This is a genomic window from Pseudomonas sp. MPR-R2A5, from assembly GCF_058793055.1.
On record NZ_JBXAFK010000061.1, the window covers coordinates 22,429 to 39,989 of the forward strand.

Here is a 17,561-nt window from a genome sequence, read left to right on the forward strand (position 1 = left end):
CCTCACTCGACACTCGGCATCCAGCGACGAATACGTCGCTCCAGGCGCCCCGACAGGTGGTTGGAAGCCAGCGTCACCAGGTAATACAAGGCGGCGGCCGTGAGGTAGAACAGCAGGTATTGCCGGGTCGAGCCCGCCGCCTGCTTGGCGGTGTACAGCAACTCATTGGTACCGACCACGCTGATCAAGGCGCTGTCCTTGATCAGGTTGATCCAGAGGTTGGACATGCCCGCCAAGGCATACGGGGCCATGATCGGTAACGTCACCCGGCGAAACAGGCCCAGGCCGCTCAAGCCAAAGGCCCGCGCCGCTTCGATCTGGCCGTGGGGAATCGCCAGGATCGCGGCGCGGAAAATCTCCGAGGCATAGGCGCCCTGCACCAGCCCCAGCACCAGGATCGCCACCAACGGCCCGCTGATATTGACCTGCGCGCCGCCCAGCCACAGCATCAGCGCATTCAGGCCCATGGACCCCGCGTAATACAACAGCAGGATCAGCAGCAGTTCCGGCACCGCGCGAAACACCGTGGTGTAACCGCGCATCAGCAGGGCAATCGGACGGGGTGCACTGAGCTTGGCGCAGGCCACCAGCAGGCCGATCAACACGCCCACGGCAAAGGCCCCCGCGGAGATCTGCAGGGTCATCCATAACCCCTTGAGCAACGCCTGGCCCCACCCGTGTTCGCTGAAACTGAGAAGGTCGAACATTATTCAGACTTCTGGGCAACGGATGGGTACGGGCTGTCGCAGGTCTTGCTGACAAACGCCGGGGTATCGCCGCGCTTGCACGGGCTCACCGACAGGCCAAAGTAATGCTGGGACAGGTCGTCATAGTCCTGGCTGACCAACAGCTCGCCGATGGCCTTGTCCAAGCGCGCTTTCAACGCGGTGTCTTCCTTGCGTAGCCCGGCGCCGACACCCCGCCCGATAATCGGGTCGTACGGCACGCTGGCGATATGTGCCAGGCCACTGGCTTCCGGGGTCTTGACCATCATCGCGATGGCCGTGTCGTCGGCCATCATGTAGTCGATGCGCCCGGCAATCAGGTCGGCATTCGCCGATTCCTGGGTGTCGTAGTACTTCAGGTCGGCGATATTTTCGTAGTACTTCTTCAGGTAGTTGGCACTGACGGTGGAGATCTGCACACCGATCAACTTGCCCTTGAGGCCCGCCGGGGAGATCTCCACTTCGCTGCCTTTGGGCCCGGCGACGCCCAGCAGGGAATCGTAGTAGGCGCGGCTGAAGGCGATTTGCTTTTCGCGCTCCTCGGTGACTGACATCGAGGAGAAGATCACGTCGATTTTCTTCGCCAACAGCGAAGGAATGATGCCATCCCACGCCACCTCCTGGATCTGGCACTCGGCTTTCATGCCTTGGCAAAGCTTGTGGATCAGGTCCACTTCAAAACCGGACCATTGGCCATTGCCGCCTTTTACGGTGAACGGCGGGTAAGGTTCGGCCGCGACCGCAAACACGATGGGTTTCTCTGCCGCCAGGGTAAAACCTGCGGCCACCATCAACACTGCACTGCTCAACCACCTTGCCATGGGTTTGAAAGTCATGATTTGCCCCGTCTTTTTGGAGTTAGCGCGTTTGGTGTGCGTTGACGAACTGTCGGCAACGTTCACTGCGTGGGTCGATGAACACCGAATCCGGCGAACCGGCTTCTTCGATCAAGCCTTGATGCAGAAAAGCCACTTTGGACGACACATCCCGGGCGAAAGCCATTTCATGGGTGACCAGGATCATGGTGCGGCCTTCTTCGGCCAGGGAGCGGATAACGCGCAGCACTTCGCCCACCAGCTCCGGGTCGAGGGCCGAGGTGGGTTCGTCGAACAACATCACTTTGGGGCGCATGGCCAGTGCGCGGGCAATCGCCACCCGTTGCTGCTGGCCACCGGAGAGAAACGCCGGGTACTCGTTGCGCTTGGCGGCCAGGCCGACGCGGTCGAGCAAGGCTTCGGCGCGTTCGATGGCCTCGGCACGGCTTTCACGCAGTACCTGGGTCGGGGCTTCGATCAGGTTCTCCAACACCGTGCGGTGCGGCCACAGGTTGAAGTTCTGGAAGACCATGCCCAGGGTCGAGCGGATGCGCACCAGTTGCCGGGCGTCGGCCACCAGCGGCGCACCGGGGCGGCCATAGTTGAGCTTGATGCTTTCACCGTCCACGTGAATGCTGCCCTGGTCCGGGACTTCAAGCATATTGATACAGCGCAGCAAGGTGCTCTTGCCCGAGCCGCTGGCGCCGATCAGCGAGATCACCTCGCCTTCGCGAGCGGTAAGGGAAATACCCTTGAGCACTTCGATATTGCCGAAGCGCTTATGCAGGTCAATCACTTCGATCATCTTTTTCGCCTGCGCAGGCTGCACCACTTCGACCCTGGGCGCCGCCGCGACACGCGGTTCGCCGGCCAGCTTGTCGACAAACTGCACGATGCGCCGGCAGGCTTCGGCCAGGCGCTCTTCACTTAAGGTGAAAGACAGGCGCACAAACCCTTGGGCGGGCTCGCCGAATGCTGCGGCGTCGAGCACCGATACACCCGCCTCGCGGAACAGCCGCCAGGCAAAGTCCAGCGAACTGAGGCCCGTGCCGCGCACATCGACCAGTACGAACATCCCGGCCTGCGGCGTCAGGACCTCGATCCCCGGGCACGCGCCGAGGCCCGCCACCACCAGGTCACGGCGCCGGCGATAGATGTCGCGCATGCCCACGGTGACTTCATCAAAGGCCAACACCGCTGCGGTCGCCGCCTCCATCACGAAGCCGGGCAGACCATAGAGCATGCTCAGCACCAGGGTTTGCGCGTGGGCGATCAGCGTGGGCTCGGCGACGATCCAGCCGATACGCCAGCCGGTCATTGCGTGGGACTTGGACAAGCTGCCAATCACCACGCAACGCTCGGCCATGCCCGGCAGCGCGGCCAGGCTGTGGTATTGGCCTTCGAACACCAGGCTTTCGTAGACCTCGTCGACCACCACCCACAGGTCATGGGCTATGGCCAGGTCGGCGATGGCTTGCAGTTCCTGCGGGTTGAGCACCACGCCGGTGGGGTTGTTCGGGTTGGAAAAAAACAACGCCCGGGTGCGTGGGGTAACTGCGGCGGCGAGCTGTTGTGCGTCGAGGCGAAAGCCTGACTCGGGTGAACACGCCACCCGCACCAATGTCGCGCCGCTGGCCTTGAGCGTGGCCTCGTAGGTGACGTACATCGGGTCGAGCACCAGCACTTCGTCCCCCGCCTGCAACAGGCACAGCGAGGTGACGAACAAGGCGTTCTGCGCGCCGGCCACGCTGATCACGTTGTGGGCGTTAACGGGCCGCGCCAGGGTCTTGCTGTAGCGTGCGGCGATTGCGTCACGCAGGGCCGGACGACCGGGAATTTCCGTGTAGTGAGTGTCGCCTTGGCGCAGCGCGTTGATAGCCGCGTCGGTGATGAAGGACGGCGTGGCGAAATCGGGGTCGCCGACGCTGAGGATGATGATGTCTTCGCCCTGGCTGGCGGCCTGGTAGGCGGCGTGATGGATATCCCAGGCGGCGACGCCTTGCCCTGCAATACGCTCAACGAAGGGGGAAAACCGCATGCCAAAGCCTCTCGTTCAAGAAGAAACTGCGCAAACCCGTGGAGCCGCAAACGGGTGGATACGGTCAACATAGTTGAAACTGAACAGTCGTTCAATGGATGGGATTGGGCAGATGTCGTTTATCGGTCAAATGGGTCGCGAATGACCCGCGGCCAGTGGCGTCCTGGCCATGGGCTGGTCGGCCCCCACAGCGAAGTGGCGGTGAACCTGACGGTGTCGGCGGGTGTGGTATGAACGACGTGTCAGGGCGCAGGATCAGTCTTGGGGCTCACTGTCCCCCCCTATTCTCCGCTTCATCGACATCGCTCAGCGGCACTTCGGCATCATCCATCAGCGACCCTGGGTCTTCATTGCCCGGGTCATTGAGTTCTTCTTCCTCTTCATCTGCTTCTTCGCGTTCTTTGGACATGACCGTCTCCTCTAACCGCCTTGGGTGTCGATATCGGCATCGGTTTCAGGCTTGGGCTCGCGCTCGGGCTTGAAGTCTGGACTGTAGTCGTTTTCCTTGGCCTTGGGGTCGACGGCGGGCTTGGGGTCTTTCGGCGCATCGGCGGCAGTGGCTGGGGCTGGTTCGCCGCCGTCGATGGCGGGGTCGTTGCGGTCGCTGACGTGTGGATCGCGGTCTTTGCTCATGGGGCACCTCGGGTGAAAACGCAACCTGCGTCAAGGTAAGGTCCCGCGCGGGTTGCTGAAGTTCCAATGCCTTAAGAAACGGGATTATCGATCTGGATATAAAAGGCGTAGGCGCCGAGCAACACCCAGAACACCATGAACAGCCATGGCGCGCGCATGGAGAACAGCAGCGACTTGCGATAGCCCTTGTGGGAGGACTCCATCTCCGAGAACAGCGGCGATTCATCGTAGGCCATGCCCATCACCGGTTCGCTGCGCAGCAATTCGCTCTGCTTGTAGTGCCAGTGGTCGATGATCTCGTACGCGGCACGGATCCCCGGCCAGGCATTCAGGGAACTGAGGATGCCGAGGAAAGCCAGGAACACCGGCACCACCAGGGTGAACAACTTGCCCCACTCCGGGTTGAGGTTGCCCATGCCGGAGACGAAGGCAATGACCAGGAACGATTGCGCGGTGAGGTAGGCGTCGGTGCGGTTGGCCAGGATGCTGGTTTCGTACTGGATCTCGCGGCGGTAGAAATCCAGGCGGTCCTTGGGCGAGCCGAAGATCTTGGCGTTGTGTTCGCTGTGATCGATCAGGCTCGATTCGGGGGTGTCGGGTGAAATGATTCTGGGCACATCGGTGCTCCATGCCGGGGCTGAACCCCCTTAGAAGAAGGCAGTGGGGGTGAAGTTCAAGTTTGTTCATGCACCAATCCAGGGCGCCGCATGCCCTTGTGGCGAGCGGGCTAGCCCTAATGCCGTTCAGTTAAGGCTTTTTTGTAGGAGCGAGCTTGCTCGCGAAAAACTCACAGGCGCCGCGTTCATTCAGGAAACACGCGTTATCGTTGACGTTTTTCGCGAGCAAGAACTAGGCGTCCCCCTCGCTCCTACAGAAGGCGATGTACGCTTAACTGAATGGCATTAGGGCTAGCCCCGCGTTGGGCCGCGAAGCGGCCCCAATCAGGCCACCGCATTTATCCAGGCCGATTAAATCGCCAGGTTTTAGGGCTGCTGCGCAACCCAACGCGGGGCCAGCCCGCTCGCCACCGTTACAGTGTGCCTCCTTGACTGACTGGCATCAGGGCTTGCCACCAGGGGAAATCAGCGCGGTATGCCCGTTCCGGCACAGGCATTGCTTTATCCATTCATCTGCCCCGATACAGGAACATTCGTTACCCCCTGACCCAGAGCCGACCCCCATAAGAAAGTAAGGACCAGGCCTGTTGGCACCCTCTGCCACGGGCTCATAAAAAATGCGGTTTTTTAAGCGGCAGTGCCACCCAAGGTTGTCCTCGGCACTGACAAGGTACTGGAATGGCTCGATCTTTCTTCGATGAAATGAATGACGCAAACGGCGTGTGCCGTGCGCACTATCAGGATTTCTCCCGCTGGCTGGCCAATACGCCGCCGGAATTGCTGGCCCAGCGTCGCCGCGAAGCCGATTTACTGTTCCATCGCGCGGGGATCACCTTCACCTTGTATGGCGACGAACAAGACACCGAACGCCTGATTCCCTTCGACATCATCCCCCGCAGCATCCCCGCCAGTGAATGGAGCGTGATCGAACGCGGCTGCATCCAGCGCGTCAAGGCGCTGAACATGTTCCTTGCCGACATCTACCATGACCAGCGCATCATCAAGGCCGGGATCATTCCGGCCGACCAGGTGCTGGGCAACGAGGGTTATCAAAAGGCCATGGTCGGCCTGGACCTGCACCGCGACATTTACTCGCATATCTCCGGTGTGGACCTGGTGCGCGACGGCGACGGCACTTACTACGTGCTCGAAGACAACCTGCGCACCCCCAGCGGCGTGAGCTACATGCTCGAAGACCGCAAGATGATGATGCGCCTGTTCCCCGAAGTGTTCGCCAAACAGCGCATCGCGCCGGTGGACCACTACCCCAACCTGCTCCTCAAGACCCTGAAAAGCGCCAGCCGCCTGGACAACCCCAATGTGGTGGTGCTGACGCCTGGGCGCTTTAACAGCGCGTTCTTCGAACATGCGTTCCTGGCGCGGGAAATGGGCGTGGAACTGGTGGAAGGCGCCGACCTGTTCGTGCACGACCTCAAGGTGTTCATGCGCACCACTGACGGGCCCAAGGCGGTGGATGTGATCTACCGGCGTATCGACGATGCGTTCCTCGATCCGCAGGCGTTCAACCCGGACTCGATGCTCGGCGTGCCCGGCCTGGTCGCCGCCTACTGCGCCGGCAACGTCGTGCTGGCCAACGCCATCGGCACCGGCGTGGCCGACGATAAATCGATCTATCCCTATGTGCCGGCCATGATCAAGTTTTACCTGGATGAAGAGCCCATCCTGCAAAACGTGCCGACCTTCCAATGCCGCAAGCCAGATGAACTGTCCCACGTGCTGGCCCACCTGGGCGAACTGGTCGTCAAGGAAACCCAGGGCTCGGGCGGCTACGGCATGCTGGTCGGCCCGGCGTCCACCGCTGCCGAAATCGAGGACTTCCGCCAACGCATCAAGGCGCGCCCCCACGCGTATATCGCCCAACCGACCCTGAGCCTGTCCACGTGCCCCACTTTTGTCGAAAACGGCATCGCACCACGGCATATCGACCTGCGGCCCTTTGTGCTGTCCGGCAAGGAAACGCGCCTGGTGCCGGGTGGCCTGACGCGGGTGGCCCTGCGTGAAGGCTCGTTGATCGTCAACTCGTCGCAAGGCGGCGGAACCAAGGACACCTGGGTGGTGGAGGGCTGACCATGCTGAGTAGAACCGCCGCGGATTTGTATTGGATGTCCCGTTACCTGGAGCGCGCCGAGAACCTCGCGCGCATGCTTGAAGTCAGTTATTCGCTGTCGCTGATGCCCCAGGCCGGGCGCAGTGATGGCCTGGATGAACTGGCGATGTCGTTGCTCAGCAGCGGCACCCTGGACAGTTACCTGGAGCGCCACCAAACCCTGGATGCCGAGCGCATGCTGCACTTCTTCGCCCTCGACGAAGAGAACCCCGCCAGCATCTACAACTGCCTGCGCGCGGCCCGTGGCAATGCCCACGCGGTACGCGGGCGCATCACCGCCGACATGTGGGAGAACCTCAACGCCACCTGGCTGGAAATGCGCAGCATCGCCGCCGGCGGCCTGGCGCGGCATGGCATCAGCCACTTCTGCGATTGGGTCAAGCAACGTTCGCACCTGTTTCGTGGGGCCACATCCGGCACCATCATGCGCAATGACGCCTACCGGTTTATTCGCCTGGGTACCTTTGTCGAACGCGCGGACAACACCTTGCGCCTGCTGGATGCGCGCTATGAGATGTTTGGCGAGGAATCGGAAGAAGTCAGCGACTTGTCGGCCCGCGGTTATTACCAGTGGAGCGCCCTGCTCCGCGCGTTGTCGTCGTTCGAAGCGTATACCGAGCTGTATCCGAATGCGTTGAATGCGCGCTCGGTGTCAGAGTTGCTGCTGTTGCGCAGTGACGTGCCGCGTTCGTTGCATGCGTGTATCGAGGAGTTGAGCCATATCCTCGCGGACCTGCCCGGCAGTTATGGGCGTACCGCGCAGCGGTTGGCGGCAGAGTTCGAGGCGCGGCTGAGGTATACGGGGATCGATGAGATTCTGGAGGACGGTTTGCATAGCCGGTTGACGGAGTTCATTGACACGGTGAGGGAGTTGGCGCGGGCGATTCATAGTTCTTATCTGGAGGTCGTGTAAACGGTGGGAGGGGGCGTGCTCCCGATTGCGTCAGTTAAGCAAATCACCGTAAACACATCAGCTACATTCTGGACCAGGATCCGCTCGGTATTGGCGGTGCTACGCCGAGATCAATCTTGGTAGCTTGACACTCTGCTCCGCTTGAAGTCGGCAGCGAGAGAGAGTGGCAGGCGTTTTTACACATTCAGGGCTAAAAGCAGCGAGTACCTATCCGTTTGAGGCAGTGGATAGGTACTCGGTTATTTTGTTAACTCAGTCTGCTCCGGTTATTCCGCAATTATTCCGTCCCGGCTGTTTCGCTGTTAAGCGATGCGCGCCGCTATAGTATTGTTACGACTATATTGTCTATGGATGTAGAAATTCCTGCGGAGTTCTTAATATAGACTTCCACAGTAAGCAATCCATCAACTAAAGGGCGACTTACGGTAAATTTCATATTCCTCCAGGTGGGTGAATATGGGAATGTAGGGCTCTCATAATAACCGCGACTGCGAAATATCATCACCCGAAAAATCGTATCGTTCGCGCCAACCTCATGTCTATAATCGCAAGATATTTCAATGGTCTTCATGCTTATATGGCTGAATTTGTTATATCGCTTTGAAAGCCTTGGGAATCCGCCTCCTACTTGTATGCTCCGCCAATATATATTCGCGCCCTCTTTTATAAGAGCTCCATCCTCATCAACGTTGATCCACTCATTCCAGTCATAGTTGCTGAAGTCAGTCCTATCTACTGCAGGCACCCTTTTTACCTTATAAGTAGTAGGCGCAAAACTAACCGCTCTCGCAACATGAGCACCGCCATCAAGTGTCACCTTCATTTCTACGGAGATGGGATCATCAGGCGGTATTTTTTGCAACCAATCACGTGACACTGGCTTGTTCGTCAGTCCGTTCAACTCCGATGAGAGAATTGGATAATTGGTCAATACCGGCAACGGTTCATGTCCGCTGGCGTTGAGTGTTATCCACACGCGTTGTCCGGTGGCAATAAATGGCCACTTGAGCACGGCGGCCAAGGGGTTGCCGACGATAGTGTTCAAGTCCAGCAGGCCGTTATGGGGCACACGGTTGATGATCACCTGTGGCAAAGCCGACAGCGGTATCGGCTTCACCTTCACCGTCAGCTTCGCCGAGTGCTTCGTGTCGTCACCCCGGGTCACGGCATACGTGAAAACCACCGTGGTATCACGGTCCCGAATGTTGGCTCTAATCGCGTCCCGCGTAATATCGAACACCACCTCCTGCAACACCCGATTACCCGGCTTGGCCGGAATATCCGGCGAGCCGCCATCGCCCGTGCCCGCCATATAAGGCTTGATCCAATCATCGTCACGCATGCCCACATAACGCACCACCAACTGGGCGCCCTGCTGCACTCGCAGCGGCTCCAGGTCGGCGGTGTCGGGGCCGGTTATCTGCGCCTCAAGCAATGTCGGCGCCAGCAGTTCACCCAGGTTGCGGCTGATCAGCACCTCCGTGACTTGCGAATAACGCGGCAGCTCGTCGCCACGTGTCAAGGTGTAGAAGACCGCCACGGTTTCATTGAGGTTGTTATTGACATAGAACTCATCGATATCGTGCTCGGTGGTGCTGTTATCGACCGCCACCTGCACCGGCACATTGGTGCGGACAAGCGGGCCGTTCCAGTACATGCGCACCCAGTCTCCACGCTTCGTATCGCCGGCCGGTGCAAACACCTTGGCGTAGCCCTCGATATCGTCCGGGTTCAACTGGCTTCCAATGACCTTTTCAATGATCGGCGCAGGCAGTGTGCGTTGAATCTCACCCACGAGGATTTTCAGCCGCAGCGACTCTTGGGGCCGCCCGCCTGGCCGTGTGTGCGCGTAAAACACTTCCACCAGGTGACCGTCGAAACGCTGCAGCTCGGCGGGGTACACCGTGAACAGCATGTCGCCTTCCGGTGTGGGGTCCACATCGTCGACCTCGCGGCCAACACGGTGCTCGATCGTGTTATCGGGGCTGCTGACGAGGAAGATAACCTCCAGATAACCATCGGGCGGCCAGCTCCCTTGCAGAGGAAACCGCACAGTCGCCTCTTTACTCGGCTCAATCTTGCCGCCCTTATCCTCGTCAATCGTGGGCGGCGGCCATCTTACGACCTTGCCGACGATCTCGAGGTAGAGTTTTTCCGAGGGCTGCTCCACCACGCCTTTCTGGAACAGCATATGCACGCTGACGGTCCCATCGGCAATGGCGACGACCAGCGCGTTGGGGACCTCGAAGGAATGCACCCCCGCTCTGTTCAACGGTTTGATCGGCGTATGGGGGAACGGGTTGCCCTCACTGTCGACACCGGCCCAGATCAAGCTTACGTAGTCATAGGCGGCGGCTTCCGCGTTAGTCACCCAGGTTTCGATTTCCACGTCCCAACCGCCCAGTTCGGCCAGGTCGACCACCCTGTCAGTGTCGGGGAACGCCAGCCACGGCGCCTCTGGCCGCACCTGGTGCAGATGCACATCGATCAGCGATACCGCCGACCAGCGCGCCCATTCATCCGGCAGAGTGCCGACGGCGTTCTTGACCTGGTAAGCCACGCGCGTCAGGGGGTTGTTGCCGGCGGCGCTGATCGTGGCGTAGTCAACGGTCAGGGTGATATCGCGCCCCACCTCCCCAGGCTGGACCCGATGCAGCACCTGCTGCGACCCCCAGGCCAGAATGATCAGGTCGTAAGCATGCATGTGCAGCCAATGGTGGATAAGAATCTTGATCCCGGCCAGCGCCCTGGTTTCGTTGACACCATCGAGCAACACTTCCGGCGGCACTACGTAGGACAGGCCCTGGTGCCCGGGGAGCGCGTCGTCGGGGTCGCGCCCTGCGGGGCGTGTCAGCATGACCCGGTACTTGCGCTCTTCGGTGAAGGTTTCATTACCGCTGGCGCGCCGCAGCTTGCCCAACACCGGGTTGGCCCAGAACTCGACGATCCGGTGCGCAGGCACCGTCAGCGGGATAAGGTCCAGGTTCTCCTCGCCTTCGCGAATGGGCGTAGACGCCACTGGCACATTCCGGTTCCCCCAGTAGAGCGAGGCGATGCTGCCGGCACTGACACCGTCTTTGGGATTGACGAGATACACCACCAGCGCCGACTCGGTGTGACGCAAGCCGATGCCGCCGTCGGCAGCGTCAATATCCCCGGCGATAGGCGGCTCCGTCAGCGGCACCACGATGGCAGGCAGGAGAGCAGCTTTCGACTTATCTTTTTTGGACATGGTGAGAGTCCTTGCAAGCGGGCGGGAGTGGTTTGCCTCCATCAAACGCCCCCTGCGATGGCTTGCCTACTGTCAGAGTTAACAGGTGGCGACGGGCGGTCAATGATCGCTGATCGATTCATCGAAAACCGCCATGACGCTGACAGGACCATTGGTCGCTACCTGTCAACTCTGACAGTAGCGCATGCATTTATTCCGGTATCTGATGACGGCAAACGCACCGTTTGACGTGCGATCACGTGCACTGATGCCTATCAGGAGATCAATCATGCCCACCAAGAAGACTCAGCCTGCAGCCGCACTCGAAGAAGCGCCAAGTGCGACTGAAAACAACACCCTGACGCTGGAAAAAAAGGACAACCCGAAGCATCTGGATCGACTCTACGTCCCCGGCATGGTCGATCACGTCGATGGCGAGGACGCAGGCATCGCAGCATGGTTGTTTGAGTCCGGCCTGACCCTCGAGGTGCAACGCAATTGGATCGCGAGTCCCGGGGATGTCATCACCGTGGGCTATCTGATCGGCGAAACGAATGTGGTGATCCTGGGTACAAAGATCCTGGAGCCCGGCGAGGAAACCCGTAACAGTTACTTCTTTGCCGCCCAGCAAAAAGACCTGCCGGACGGTCGATATGCCCTGGTCTACCTCGTTCACTATAAGGGTGGCGCCGACTACGATATGTCCTATCCGCTGCTGACATTGGTCAAGACCGACCTCCCGGCCGGCGATGACAACAATCAAGTCGAACCGGGGCACTCAGAGCTGAAGGTCAGTCTGTCCGAGAAAGTGATCGTGCCAGGGAACGCCACGAAAGGGGTGGTGGTCACTCTTCAGCCCTACCCTAATCACCACCCGAAGGACACCGTCATTCTCCACTGGGGGAACGTCATCATCAGCCAGACAGCGGCTGGCCCCCTCCAGCCGACCGTGATCGATGTGACCTACCAGCACCTTGTCGACGCCGGCGACAGTCCCAATATGGCTGTGTGGCTTGAGGTCATTGACCTGGTGGGCAACATTTCTACACCAGGGTCAGCCACCATTCGCGTGTCGGTCGACCTGGACGCGAATGCACCTGATGGTCCGGTTTTTTCAGACGCTGGCCCAGTTGGCTATATCGATTTGGAACTGGTGGATGAAAAACCGGTGGAGCTGCAAATGCACACCCCGGCCAATGTCGGCCTGAAAGATGAAATATACGATGTCATGATTCGTATCTATCCTCCCAAAGGTGGGGTGAAGGTCATCCACAAGTTTGTCCCTATCACCAGGCCCGGACGAGTGCATTCGACCTTCATCGATTACGTTGACGTGCGCGCCGCCGCCGAGGGCCACATAGAAGTCAGTTTTGTCTTGAGGAAGTCCGTCCCCCCTTTCGAGGTCTACTCCAAGAAAAACACCGCCGAAGTCCGCGGGTACATTGCCCGGCTGGAAGCGCCCTCCGTAGAGGGCTACCCCAACGATCACATCGCGGATGACCCGGCGCATGTGATTGTGTCCATCCCCTATTATGCGTGGCGCCAGGCGACCGACCAGATTGCCGTGATCTTGCGTTATGTGCGGTCATTGAACGATGTGATCCTGCATATCGAAACAAAAGAGGTCGGGCTCTCCTGGCCTGCGGGCGCTCCCGTCAAACGCCTGATTTACCGCGAGCAGTTGCAGCAATTCAAAGGCTACCGTCCTGAGTTTTATTACGTGATATTGGCGACGGGGTTCACCCGCGCACGCGCGGTGAACCTGAACGAATCCCTTCGGCGGGTGTTGACCATCAGTTGAATGACGGTCAATCGGTGCGGTCGGCGGTTCAACTGACGGTACATTCCCCTGGCTCTGGGGCAAGGATCCTGTCCCGGACGCGTCGGTCAGTTATGCGGGCGCGCGTCTCTATCCTCTGAGCGGGGTAGAGACCGCCGTCCTATACGAACGCCCACCAGCGCGGCAATAACTGGCGCACCTGGGGTTGGCCAAACCGATCATCGATCAGCATCACCACGCCCCGGTCGTGTTCGCTGCGGATCACCCTGCCCGCCGCCTGCACGACTTTTTGAATGCCGGGGTACAGGTAGGTGTAGTCGTAACCCGCACCGAAAATCGCGCCCATCCTGAGCTTCATCTGCTCGTTGACCGGGTTCAGCTGCGGCAGCCCCAGGGTGGCAATAAAGGCGCCGATCAAACGGCTGCCGGGCAAGTCGATGCCTTCGCCAAACGCTCCCCCCAGCACCGCAAACCCGATGCCTTGGCTGTGTTGGGTGAACTGGTCGAGAAAGGCCTGGCGTTCAGCTTCGGCCATGCCTCGCGCCTGCAGCCACAGGGCAATCGCCGGGTGCCGTTGCGCCAGTAACTGAGCCACTTGTTGCAGGTAATCAAAGCTCGAAAAAAACGCCAGGTAGTTCCCCGGTTGTTGCGCGAACTGGCTCGCGATCAAATCGACGATGGGTTCCAGCGAGGCTTGGCGATGCACGAACCGAGTGGAGATTTCATCGACAATGCGCACCCGCAACTGCTCGGCCTTGAACGGTGATTCCACATCGACCCACGCCGTGTCTGCCGGCAGGCCCAGCAGGTCGGCGTAGTAGTGGCGTGGGCTGAGCGTGGCGGAAAACAGCACGCTGCTGCGTGCGGCCGTCAAGCGCGGCCGAATGAATTCGGCGGGCACCACATTGCGCAGGCACAAGGTCGAGCGGCTGCGTTTGCCGCCGAGCGAATGCTTGCTGATGTCGAAGATAAAGTGCTCGTTGAACAGCTCCGCCACTTTGGCAAATTGCAGCGCTTCGAAGTAGAAGGCTTGCAGCTCGCCCGCCAGGGATTCGGGGTGGTCATTGAAGTGGTCGCCCATGGCGCTGATGCACAGGCTCAGGGCCTGGAGCAGTTTGTCGGGCCGGGTCGCATAGGCCTGGTACGGTGCGACCTGTTCCTTGTGCAACGCATTCCACTCACGGTTCAGGCGCTGCAGGGGTTTCTTCAGTGGCTCGGGGGCGCTGTCGCGTAGGGCCTGGAGGCTGAACTGGCTGAGGCTTGCGCTGTACATCGAGCGGGCGCGTTCCACCAGGTTGTGGGCTTCATCCACCAGCACCGCCGCGCGCCATTGGTTGAGCTGGGCGAGGCCGAACAGCATGGCGCCGAAGTCGAAATAGTAGTTGTAGTCGGCCACGACCAGGTCGGCCCAGCGCGCCATTTCCTGGCTCAAGTAATACGGACATACATGGTGGGCCAGGGCGACTTCGCGCAGGTTGCGCTGGTCCAGCAGACGCACGCTTGATGCCGCCTCACGGGCGGCGGGCAGGCGATCGTAAAACCCCTTGGCCAGCGGGCACGAATCGCCGTGGCAGGCTTTGTCCAGGTGTTCGCAGGCTTTGTCCCGCGCGACCAGTTCAAGGACGCGCAGGGGCAAATCGCTGCTGGCGTGCAGCACCTTGGCCGCATCCAGGGCAAGTTTGCGGCCGGGGGTCTTGGCGGTGAGGAAAAACACCTTGTCCAACTGCTGCGGCGCCAGGGCCTTGAGCAGCGGGAAGATCGTGCCCACCGTCTTGCCGATACCGGTGGGCGCCTGGGCCATCAGGCAGCGGCCCGTGCTGACGGCCTTGTACACCGACTCCGCCAAGACTCGTTGGCCAGGGCGGAAGTCGGCATGGGGGAACCCGAGGGTGTGTGCGGCGTGGTTGCGCGCTTCGCGATGCTGCATTTCCTGCTGGGCCCACTCCAGGAACCGCGCGCATTGCTGGTTGAAGAACGCTTCCAGGTCCGCCGCCTGGAAGCGTTGATTGAGCAGGGTCTCACCCTCGCCGACGATGTCGAAATACACCAGCGCCAGGTCGATCTGCGTCAACCCGAGCTTCTGGCACATCAACCAGCCGTAGACTTTGGCCTGGGCCCAATGCAGTTGCCGATGGTTGGCGGGCTGGGCGTCGAGGTCGCCGCGATAGGTCTTCACCTCTTCCAGGCGGTTGTTGTCCGGGTCGTAGCCGTCCGCCCTGCCCCGCACCTTGAGCTGCTGGTATTCGCCCTCCAGCGCCACTTCGCTCTGGTAGTGCGCACTGCGCCGCGCGGCAACGGTGCGGTGCCCGGCAATGCCTTCCTGGGCGCTGGGCGAGGGGGTGAAACGCAGGTCCAGGTCGCCGACCTTGGCGGTGAACTCACACAGCGCCCGCACGGCCACGCTGTAGCTCAAGGGGTTGGCTCCGCCCAGCGCACGTAGCAAACCGTGACCGGCATCTGGTATTGGCCACAGAACTCCAGCCAACGCAGCTGGTTGTCTTGCAAGCGGTCGCCGGGGCCTTTGACTTCGATCATGCGGTAGGTTTTTTCAGCGGGCCAGAACTGGATCAGGTCCGGCATCCCCGCACGGTTGGCGCGGATATCCAGCAGCAGCCGCTCGAACCAGTGCCGCAGGTGTTCGGCGGGTAAGCAGGCCAGGGCCTGTTCGAGCAATGCCTCGCTGAGCAGGTTCCAGAACACGAACGGCGACTGGATCCCCCACTTGTCCACGTAGCGCTGGCGAATGGTTGCCTTGTAGCGCTCATCCTGCAATTGCGCGAAGGCAGCCGCAAACAGTGGCGCACGCCGTGAATGGAAATCCTCGCTGTGCAGGTCCGCCGGCCCGCGCTGGAACGGGTGGAAAAACGCCCCCGGCAACGGTGCGAAGATCGCGTCCCAGCACAACAGGCCGAACAGTGAATTGATCAGGCCGTTCTCGACGTAATGCACGGGTGCATCGGGTTCGCTCAGGTGCGCCTGGACGCAGTACTCCACCGACATCAAGGGCTCCGGCGGGGCCAGTGCCAGGTCCAGGCGCGGGACGTCGCGCGGCTTGGCCTTGGGCAAGCGCGGTTGCCCCAGCTTACGTTGCAGGCGCGGCAAGACGCGCAACAGGTGTTGCTGTTCGGCGGCACTTTCCGGCGCCTGTTGGGCGGCGCAGGCCAGCGCCAGCGCTTGAGCATAAGCCTCCTGGCGCTCCAGCACGCGGATCAGTCGCGCGCGTGCGCCGGGGTAGGCACACGCGCGGTAGATCTGCTCGGCCAGGGCCAACTCGGCATTGCGTTCGCAATACTGGCCGACCTGGAACAGCAATTTGGCCCGGCGCTTTTGCAGCCAAGGGTTGTCGGTGTGCAGCGTGGCGACCTGCGCCAGTAGCGTGTCCAGCGCCTCGCCGGCTTCAAATGCCTGTTGGCACTGGTGCAGGAACAGAAAACCGAGCACATCGTCGCGCGTGCGCAAACCACGGGACTCGGCGCAGAACTCGACCTTCTCATAGGTGTAGATGCCCAGGTCCGCCAGCACGAACTCCGACCAGTCCTGGTGCAGGTTGCCGAAGAACATCAGGCGCAGGCGGTCACACAGGTCCATCACGGTCAGGCTGTACAGCCTGTCGGCCAACTCGGGGCACCAGTGGGCGAAGCTGCGGCTTTCGGTGAATTGCGCCGCCAGGGGTTCAAGCCAGTCGGCCTTGTTGCCTTTGGGCTGGTCGATCCACGCCTGGAACACCGCGAGCATTTCGCTTTTTTGCAGCAACGCAAACAACTCGTGGAAGGCCAGCGGGCACTGGTCGTCGACCCAACCCAGTTCCAGCAAGGGGCGTACAGCGGCATGGGGGCAGCCGATCTCCTGGTAGGTGAGCTTGCCCGCGCGAAAATGCACACCCTTGCGCATCACCATGCGCACCAACAACGCCTGGGACGCCTGGGGCAACCTGTCAAATTGCTGAATGAAATGCTGTTCATCCGTGTCGAGTAAATCGGCGTAGCGATGCCCCAGCCAATCCAGCACTTGGCGGAAGTTATGCAGGTAATACAGGGGATCGTCGAGGGGATTGGCCATGGCGCGCAGTGATCAAATACTGGTTATGCATACAGAGTGCCGTCGCAAACGCGTTGTTGCAATCGGTAATAGATAAATGGCCCACGCAACTTTTTGTATAAAAGTGATCAGATGGAGAAGTTGATGGCGTACCATTTATTGCTCGCAGCCACAGGCGCGGGACTTTTTCAGGGTTAAGGTAAGGGTTATGAACATGAAGAATTTGAGTCTGCCACTGGTTGCACTCACTTTTCTGGTATTGGCCGGTTGCGCGACGCAAACCGTAGTGACGCTGCAAAATGGCACGCAGTATTTGACCAAGGACATTCCAAAAACCAAGACCGCCGACGGGTTTTATGAGTTCACCGATATTGCCGGCAAGCACATCCGCGTCAAGGCCGACGATGTGGCAACGGTGCGCAAGGAAGACTGATTTCCAGCGCCAACACTGATCAAATATGGGAGGTCCTTAGCGCTGTCGCACAGCAAACTGGCCGCCCTGTGGCGAGTGGGCCTGCTGTGCTGAGCAGGTTTGTTGTGGCAAGCAGGTTTGTTGTGCTGAGCAGGCTTGTGTGGTGAGCAGGCCTGTTGTGGCGAGCGGGCTTGTTGTGGCGAGCGGGCTTGTTGTGGCGAGCGGGCTTGCCCCGCGTTGGGGCGCGAAGC

13 protein-coding genes are annotated in these 17,561 nt (G+C 60.4%); 4 read left to right on the forward strand and 9 right to left on the reverse strand.

Features of this window, described 5'->3' with window-relative positions; all coding sequences use genetic code 11:
- Positions 1 to 2: 2 nt before the first annotated feature.
- From AC1Q6I_RS30615 to AC1Q6I_RS30640, 6 genes are all read right to left on the reverse strand, one after another.
- The gene (locus AC1Q6I_RS30615; protein ID WP_024075564.1) at positions 3 to 707 is read right to left on the reverse strand and encodes an ABC transporter permease; all 705 of its coding nucleotides are present in this window, start codon (positions 705 to 707) and stop codon (positions 3 to 5) included.
- On the reverse strand, positions 707 to 1,546 hold the full coding sequence (locus AC1Q6I_RS30620; protein WP_081329285.1) for a transporter substrate-binding domain-containing protein: 840 nt from the start codon (positions 1,544 to 1,546) through the stop codon (positions 707 to 709). Before AC1Q6I_RS30620 ends, AC1Q6I_RS30615 begins: the two co-directional genes overlap by 1 nt.
- A 37-nt stretch (positions 1,547 to 1,583) precedes the next feature.
- Positions 1,584 to 3,578 carry an aminotransferase class I/II-fold pyridoxal phosphate-dependent enzyme gene (locus AC1Q6I_RS30625; protein WP_102625735.1) on the reverse strand — a complete coding sequence of 665 codons (1,995 nt, stop codon included), beginning with the start codon at positions 3,576 to 3,578 and terminating at the stop codon, positions 1,584 to 1,586.
- A 268-nt stretch (positions 3,579 to 3,846) separates the two neighbouring features.
- Positions 3,847 to 3,987, reverse strand: coding sequence for a hypothetical protein (locus AC1Q6I_RS30630; RefSeq protein ID WP_173903843.1), 141 nt, complete (start codon positions 3,985 to 3,987; stop codon positions 3,847 to 3,849).
- Between the two features lie 11 nt (positions 3,988 to 3,998).
- Positions 3,999 to 4,211, reverse strand: a complete 213-nt coding sequence (locus AC1Q6I_RS30635; protein ID WP_024075568.1) for a hypothetical protein — start codon at positions 4,209 to 4,211, stop codon at positions 3,999 to 4,001.
- A gap of 71 nt (positions 4,212 to 4,282) precedes the next feature.
- Positions 4,283 to 4,828, reverse strand: coding sequence for a hypothetical protein (locus AC1Q6I_RS30640; protein ID WP_024075569.1), 546 nt, complete (start codon positions 4,826 to 4,828; stop codon positions 4,283 to 4,285).
- Positions 4,829 to 5,506: 678 nt separating this feature from the next.
- On the opposite strand from AC1Q6I_RS30640, the gene AC1Q6I_RS30645 reads away from it, so the two are divergent.
- Positions 5,507 to 6,916: a circularly permuted type 2 ATP-grasp protein gene (locus AC1Q6I_RS30645; RefSeq protein WP_024075570.1), complete on the forward strand. Its 1,410-nt coding sequence runs from the start codon at positions 5,507 to 5,509 to the stop codon at positions 6,914 to 6,916.
- A gap of 2 nt (positions 6,917 to 6,918) precedes the next feature.
- Positions 6,919 to 7,869, forward strand: a complete 951-nt coding sequence (locus AC1Q6I_RS30650) for an alpha-E domain-containing protein (RefSeq protein WP_065941447.1) — start codon at positions 6,919 to 6,921, stop codon at positions 7,867 to 7,869.
- A gap of 319 nt (positions 7,870 to 8,188) precedes the next feature.
- Here the strand turns inward: AC1Q6I_RS30650 and AC1Q6I_RS30655 are convergent, their stop codons facing one another.
- Positions 8,189 to 11,101 (reverse strand): hypothetical protein, encoded by a 2,913-nt coding sequence (locus tag AC1Q6I_RS30655; protein ID WP_102625621.1) that lies wholly within the window; start codon positions 11,099 to 11,101, stop codon positions 8,189 to 8,191.
- A gap of 268 nt (positions 11,102 to 11,369) precedes the next feature.
- Between AC1Q6I_RS30655 and AC1Q6I_RS30660 the strand changes: the two genes are divergently transcribed.
- Positions 11,370 to 12,881 carry a hypothetical protein gene (locus AC1Q6I_RS30660; RefSeq protein ID WP_069076135.1) on the forward strand — a complete coding sequence of 504 codons (1,512 nt, stop codon included), beginning with the start codon at positions 11,370 to 11,372 and terminating at the stop codon, positions 12,879 to 12,881.
- A 139-nt stretch (positions 12,882 to 13,020) separates the two neighbouring features.
- Here the strand turns inward: AC1Q6I_RS30660 and AC1Q6I_RS30665 are convergent, their stop codons facing one another.
- Together AC1Q6I_RS30665 and AC1Q6I_RS30670 are read right to left on the reverse strand one after the other, a co-directional pair.
- Entirely contained in the window at positions 13,021 to 15,273 is a 2,253-nt protein-coding gene (locus AC1Q6I_RS30665; RefSeq protein ID WP_102625620.1) for an ATP-dependent DNA helicase, read from the reverse strand.
- Positions 15,270 to 16,919 (reverse strand): VRR-NUC domain-containing protein, encoded by a 1,650-nt coding sequence (locus AC1Q6I_RS30670; RefSeq protein ID WP_102625619.1) that lies wholly within the window; start codon positions 16,917 to 16,919, stop codon positions 15,270 to 15,272. The genes AC1Q6I_RS30665 and AC1Q6I_RS30670 overlap by 4 nt, the downstream gene beginning before the upstream one ends.
- Before the next feature lie 187 nt (positions 16,920 to 17,106).
- Here AC1Q6I_RS30670 and AC1Q6I_RS30675 point away from each other — a divergent pair, with 187 nt between their 5' ends.
- Positions 17,107 to 17,331 (forward strand): YgdI/YgdR family lipoprotein, encoded by a 225-nt coding sequence (locus tag AC1Q6I_RS30675; RefSeq protein ID WP_024075578.1) that lies wholly within the window; start codon positions 17,107 to 17,109, stop codon positions 17,329 to 17,331.
- The last annotated feature ends 230 nt before the right edge of the window (positions 17,332 to 17,561 follow it).

Coding starts and splice junctions, on each gene's coding strand:
- AC1Q6I_RS30615 (WP_024075564.1), bottom strand. CDS start 707: ATGTTCGACCTTCTCAGTTTCAGCGAACACGGGTGGGGCCAGGCGTTG.
- AC1Q6I_RS30620 (WP_081329285.1), bottom strand. CDS start 1,546: ATGGCAAGGTGGTTGAGCAGTGCAGTGTTGATGGTGGCCGCAGGTTTT.
- AC1Q6I_RS30625 (WP_102625735.1), bottom strand. CDS start 3,578: ATGCGGTTTTCCCCCTTCGTTGAGCGTATTGCAGGGCAAGGCGTCGCC.
- AC1Q6I_RS30630 (WP_173903843.1), bottom strand. CDS start 3,987: ATGTCCAAAGAACGCGAAGAAGCAGATGAAGAGGAAGAAGAACTCAAT.
- AC1Q6I_RS30635 (WP_024075568.1), bottom strand. CDS start 4,211: ATGAGCAAAGACCGCGATCCACACGTCAGCGACCGCAACGACCCCGCC.
- AC1Q6I_RS30645 (WP_024075570.1), top strand. CDS start 5,507: ATGGCTCGATCTTTCTTCGATGAAATGAATGACGCAAACGGCGTGTGC.
- AC1Q6I_RS30650 (WP_065941447.1), top strand. CDS start 6,919: ATGCTGAGTAGAACCGCCGCGGATTTGTATTGGATGTCCCGTTACCTG.
- AC1Q6I_RS30655 (WP_102625621.1), bottom strand. CDS start 11,101: ATGTCCAAAAAAGATAAGTCGAAAGCTGCTCTCCTGCCTGCCATCGTG.
- AC1Q6I_RS30660 (WP_069076135.1), top strand. CDS start 11,370: ATGCCCACCAAGAAGACTCAGCCTGCAGCCGCACTCGAAGAAGCGCCA.
- AC1Q6I_RS30670 (WP_102625619.1), bottom strand. CDS start 16,919: ATGGCCAATCCCCTCGACGATCCCCTGTATTACCTGCATAACTTCCGC.
- AC1Q6I_RS30675 (WP_024075578.1), top strand. CDS start 17,107: ATGAACATGAAGAATTTGAGTCTGCCACTGGTTGCACTCACTTTTCTG.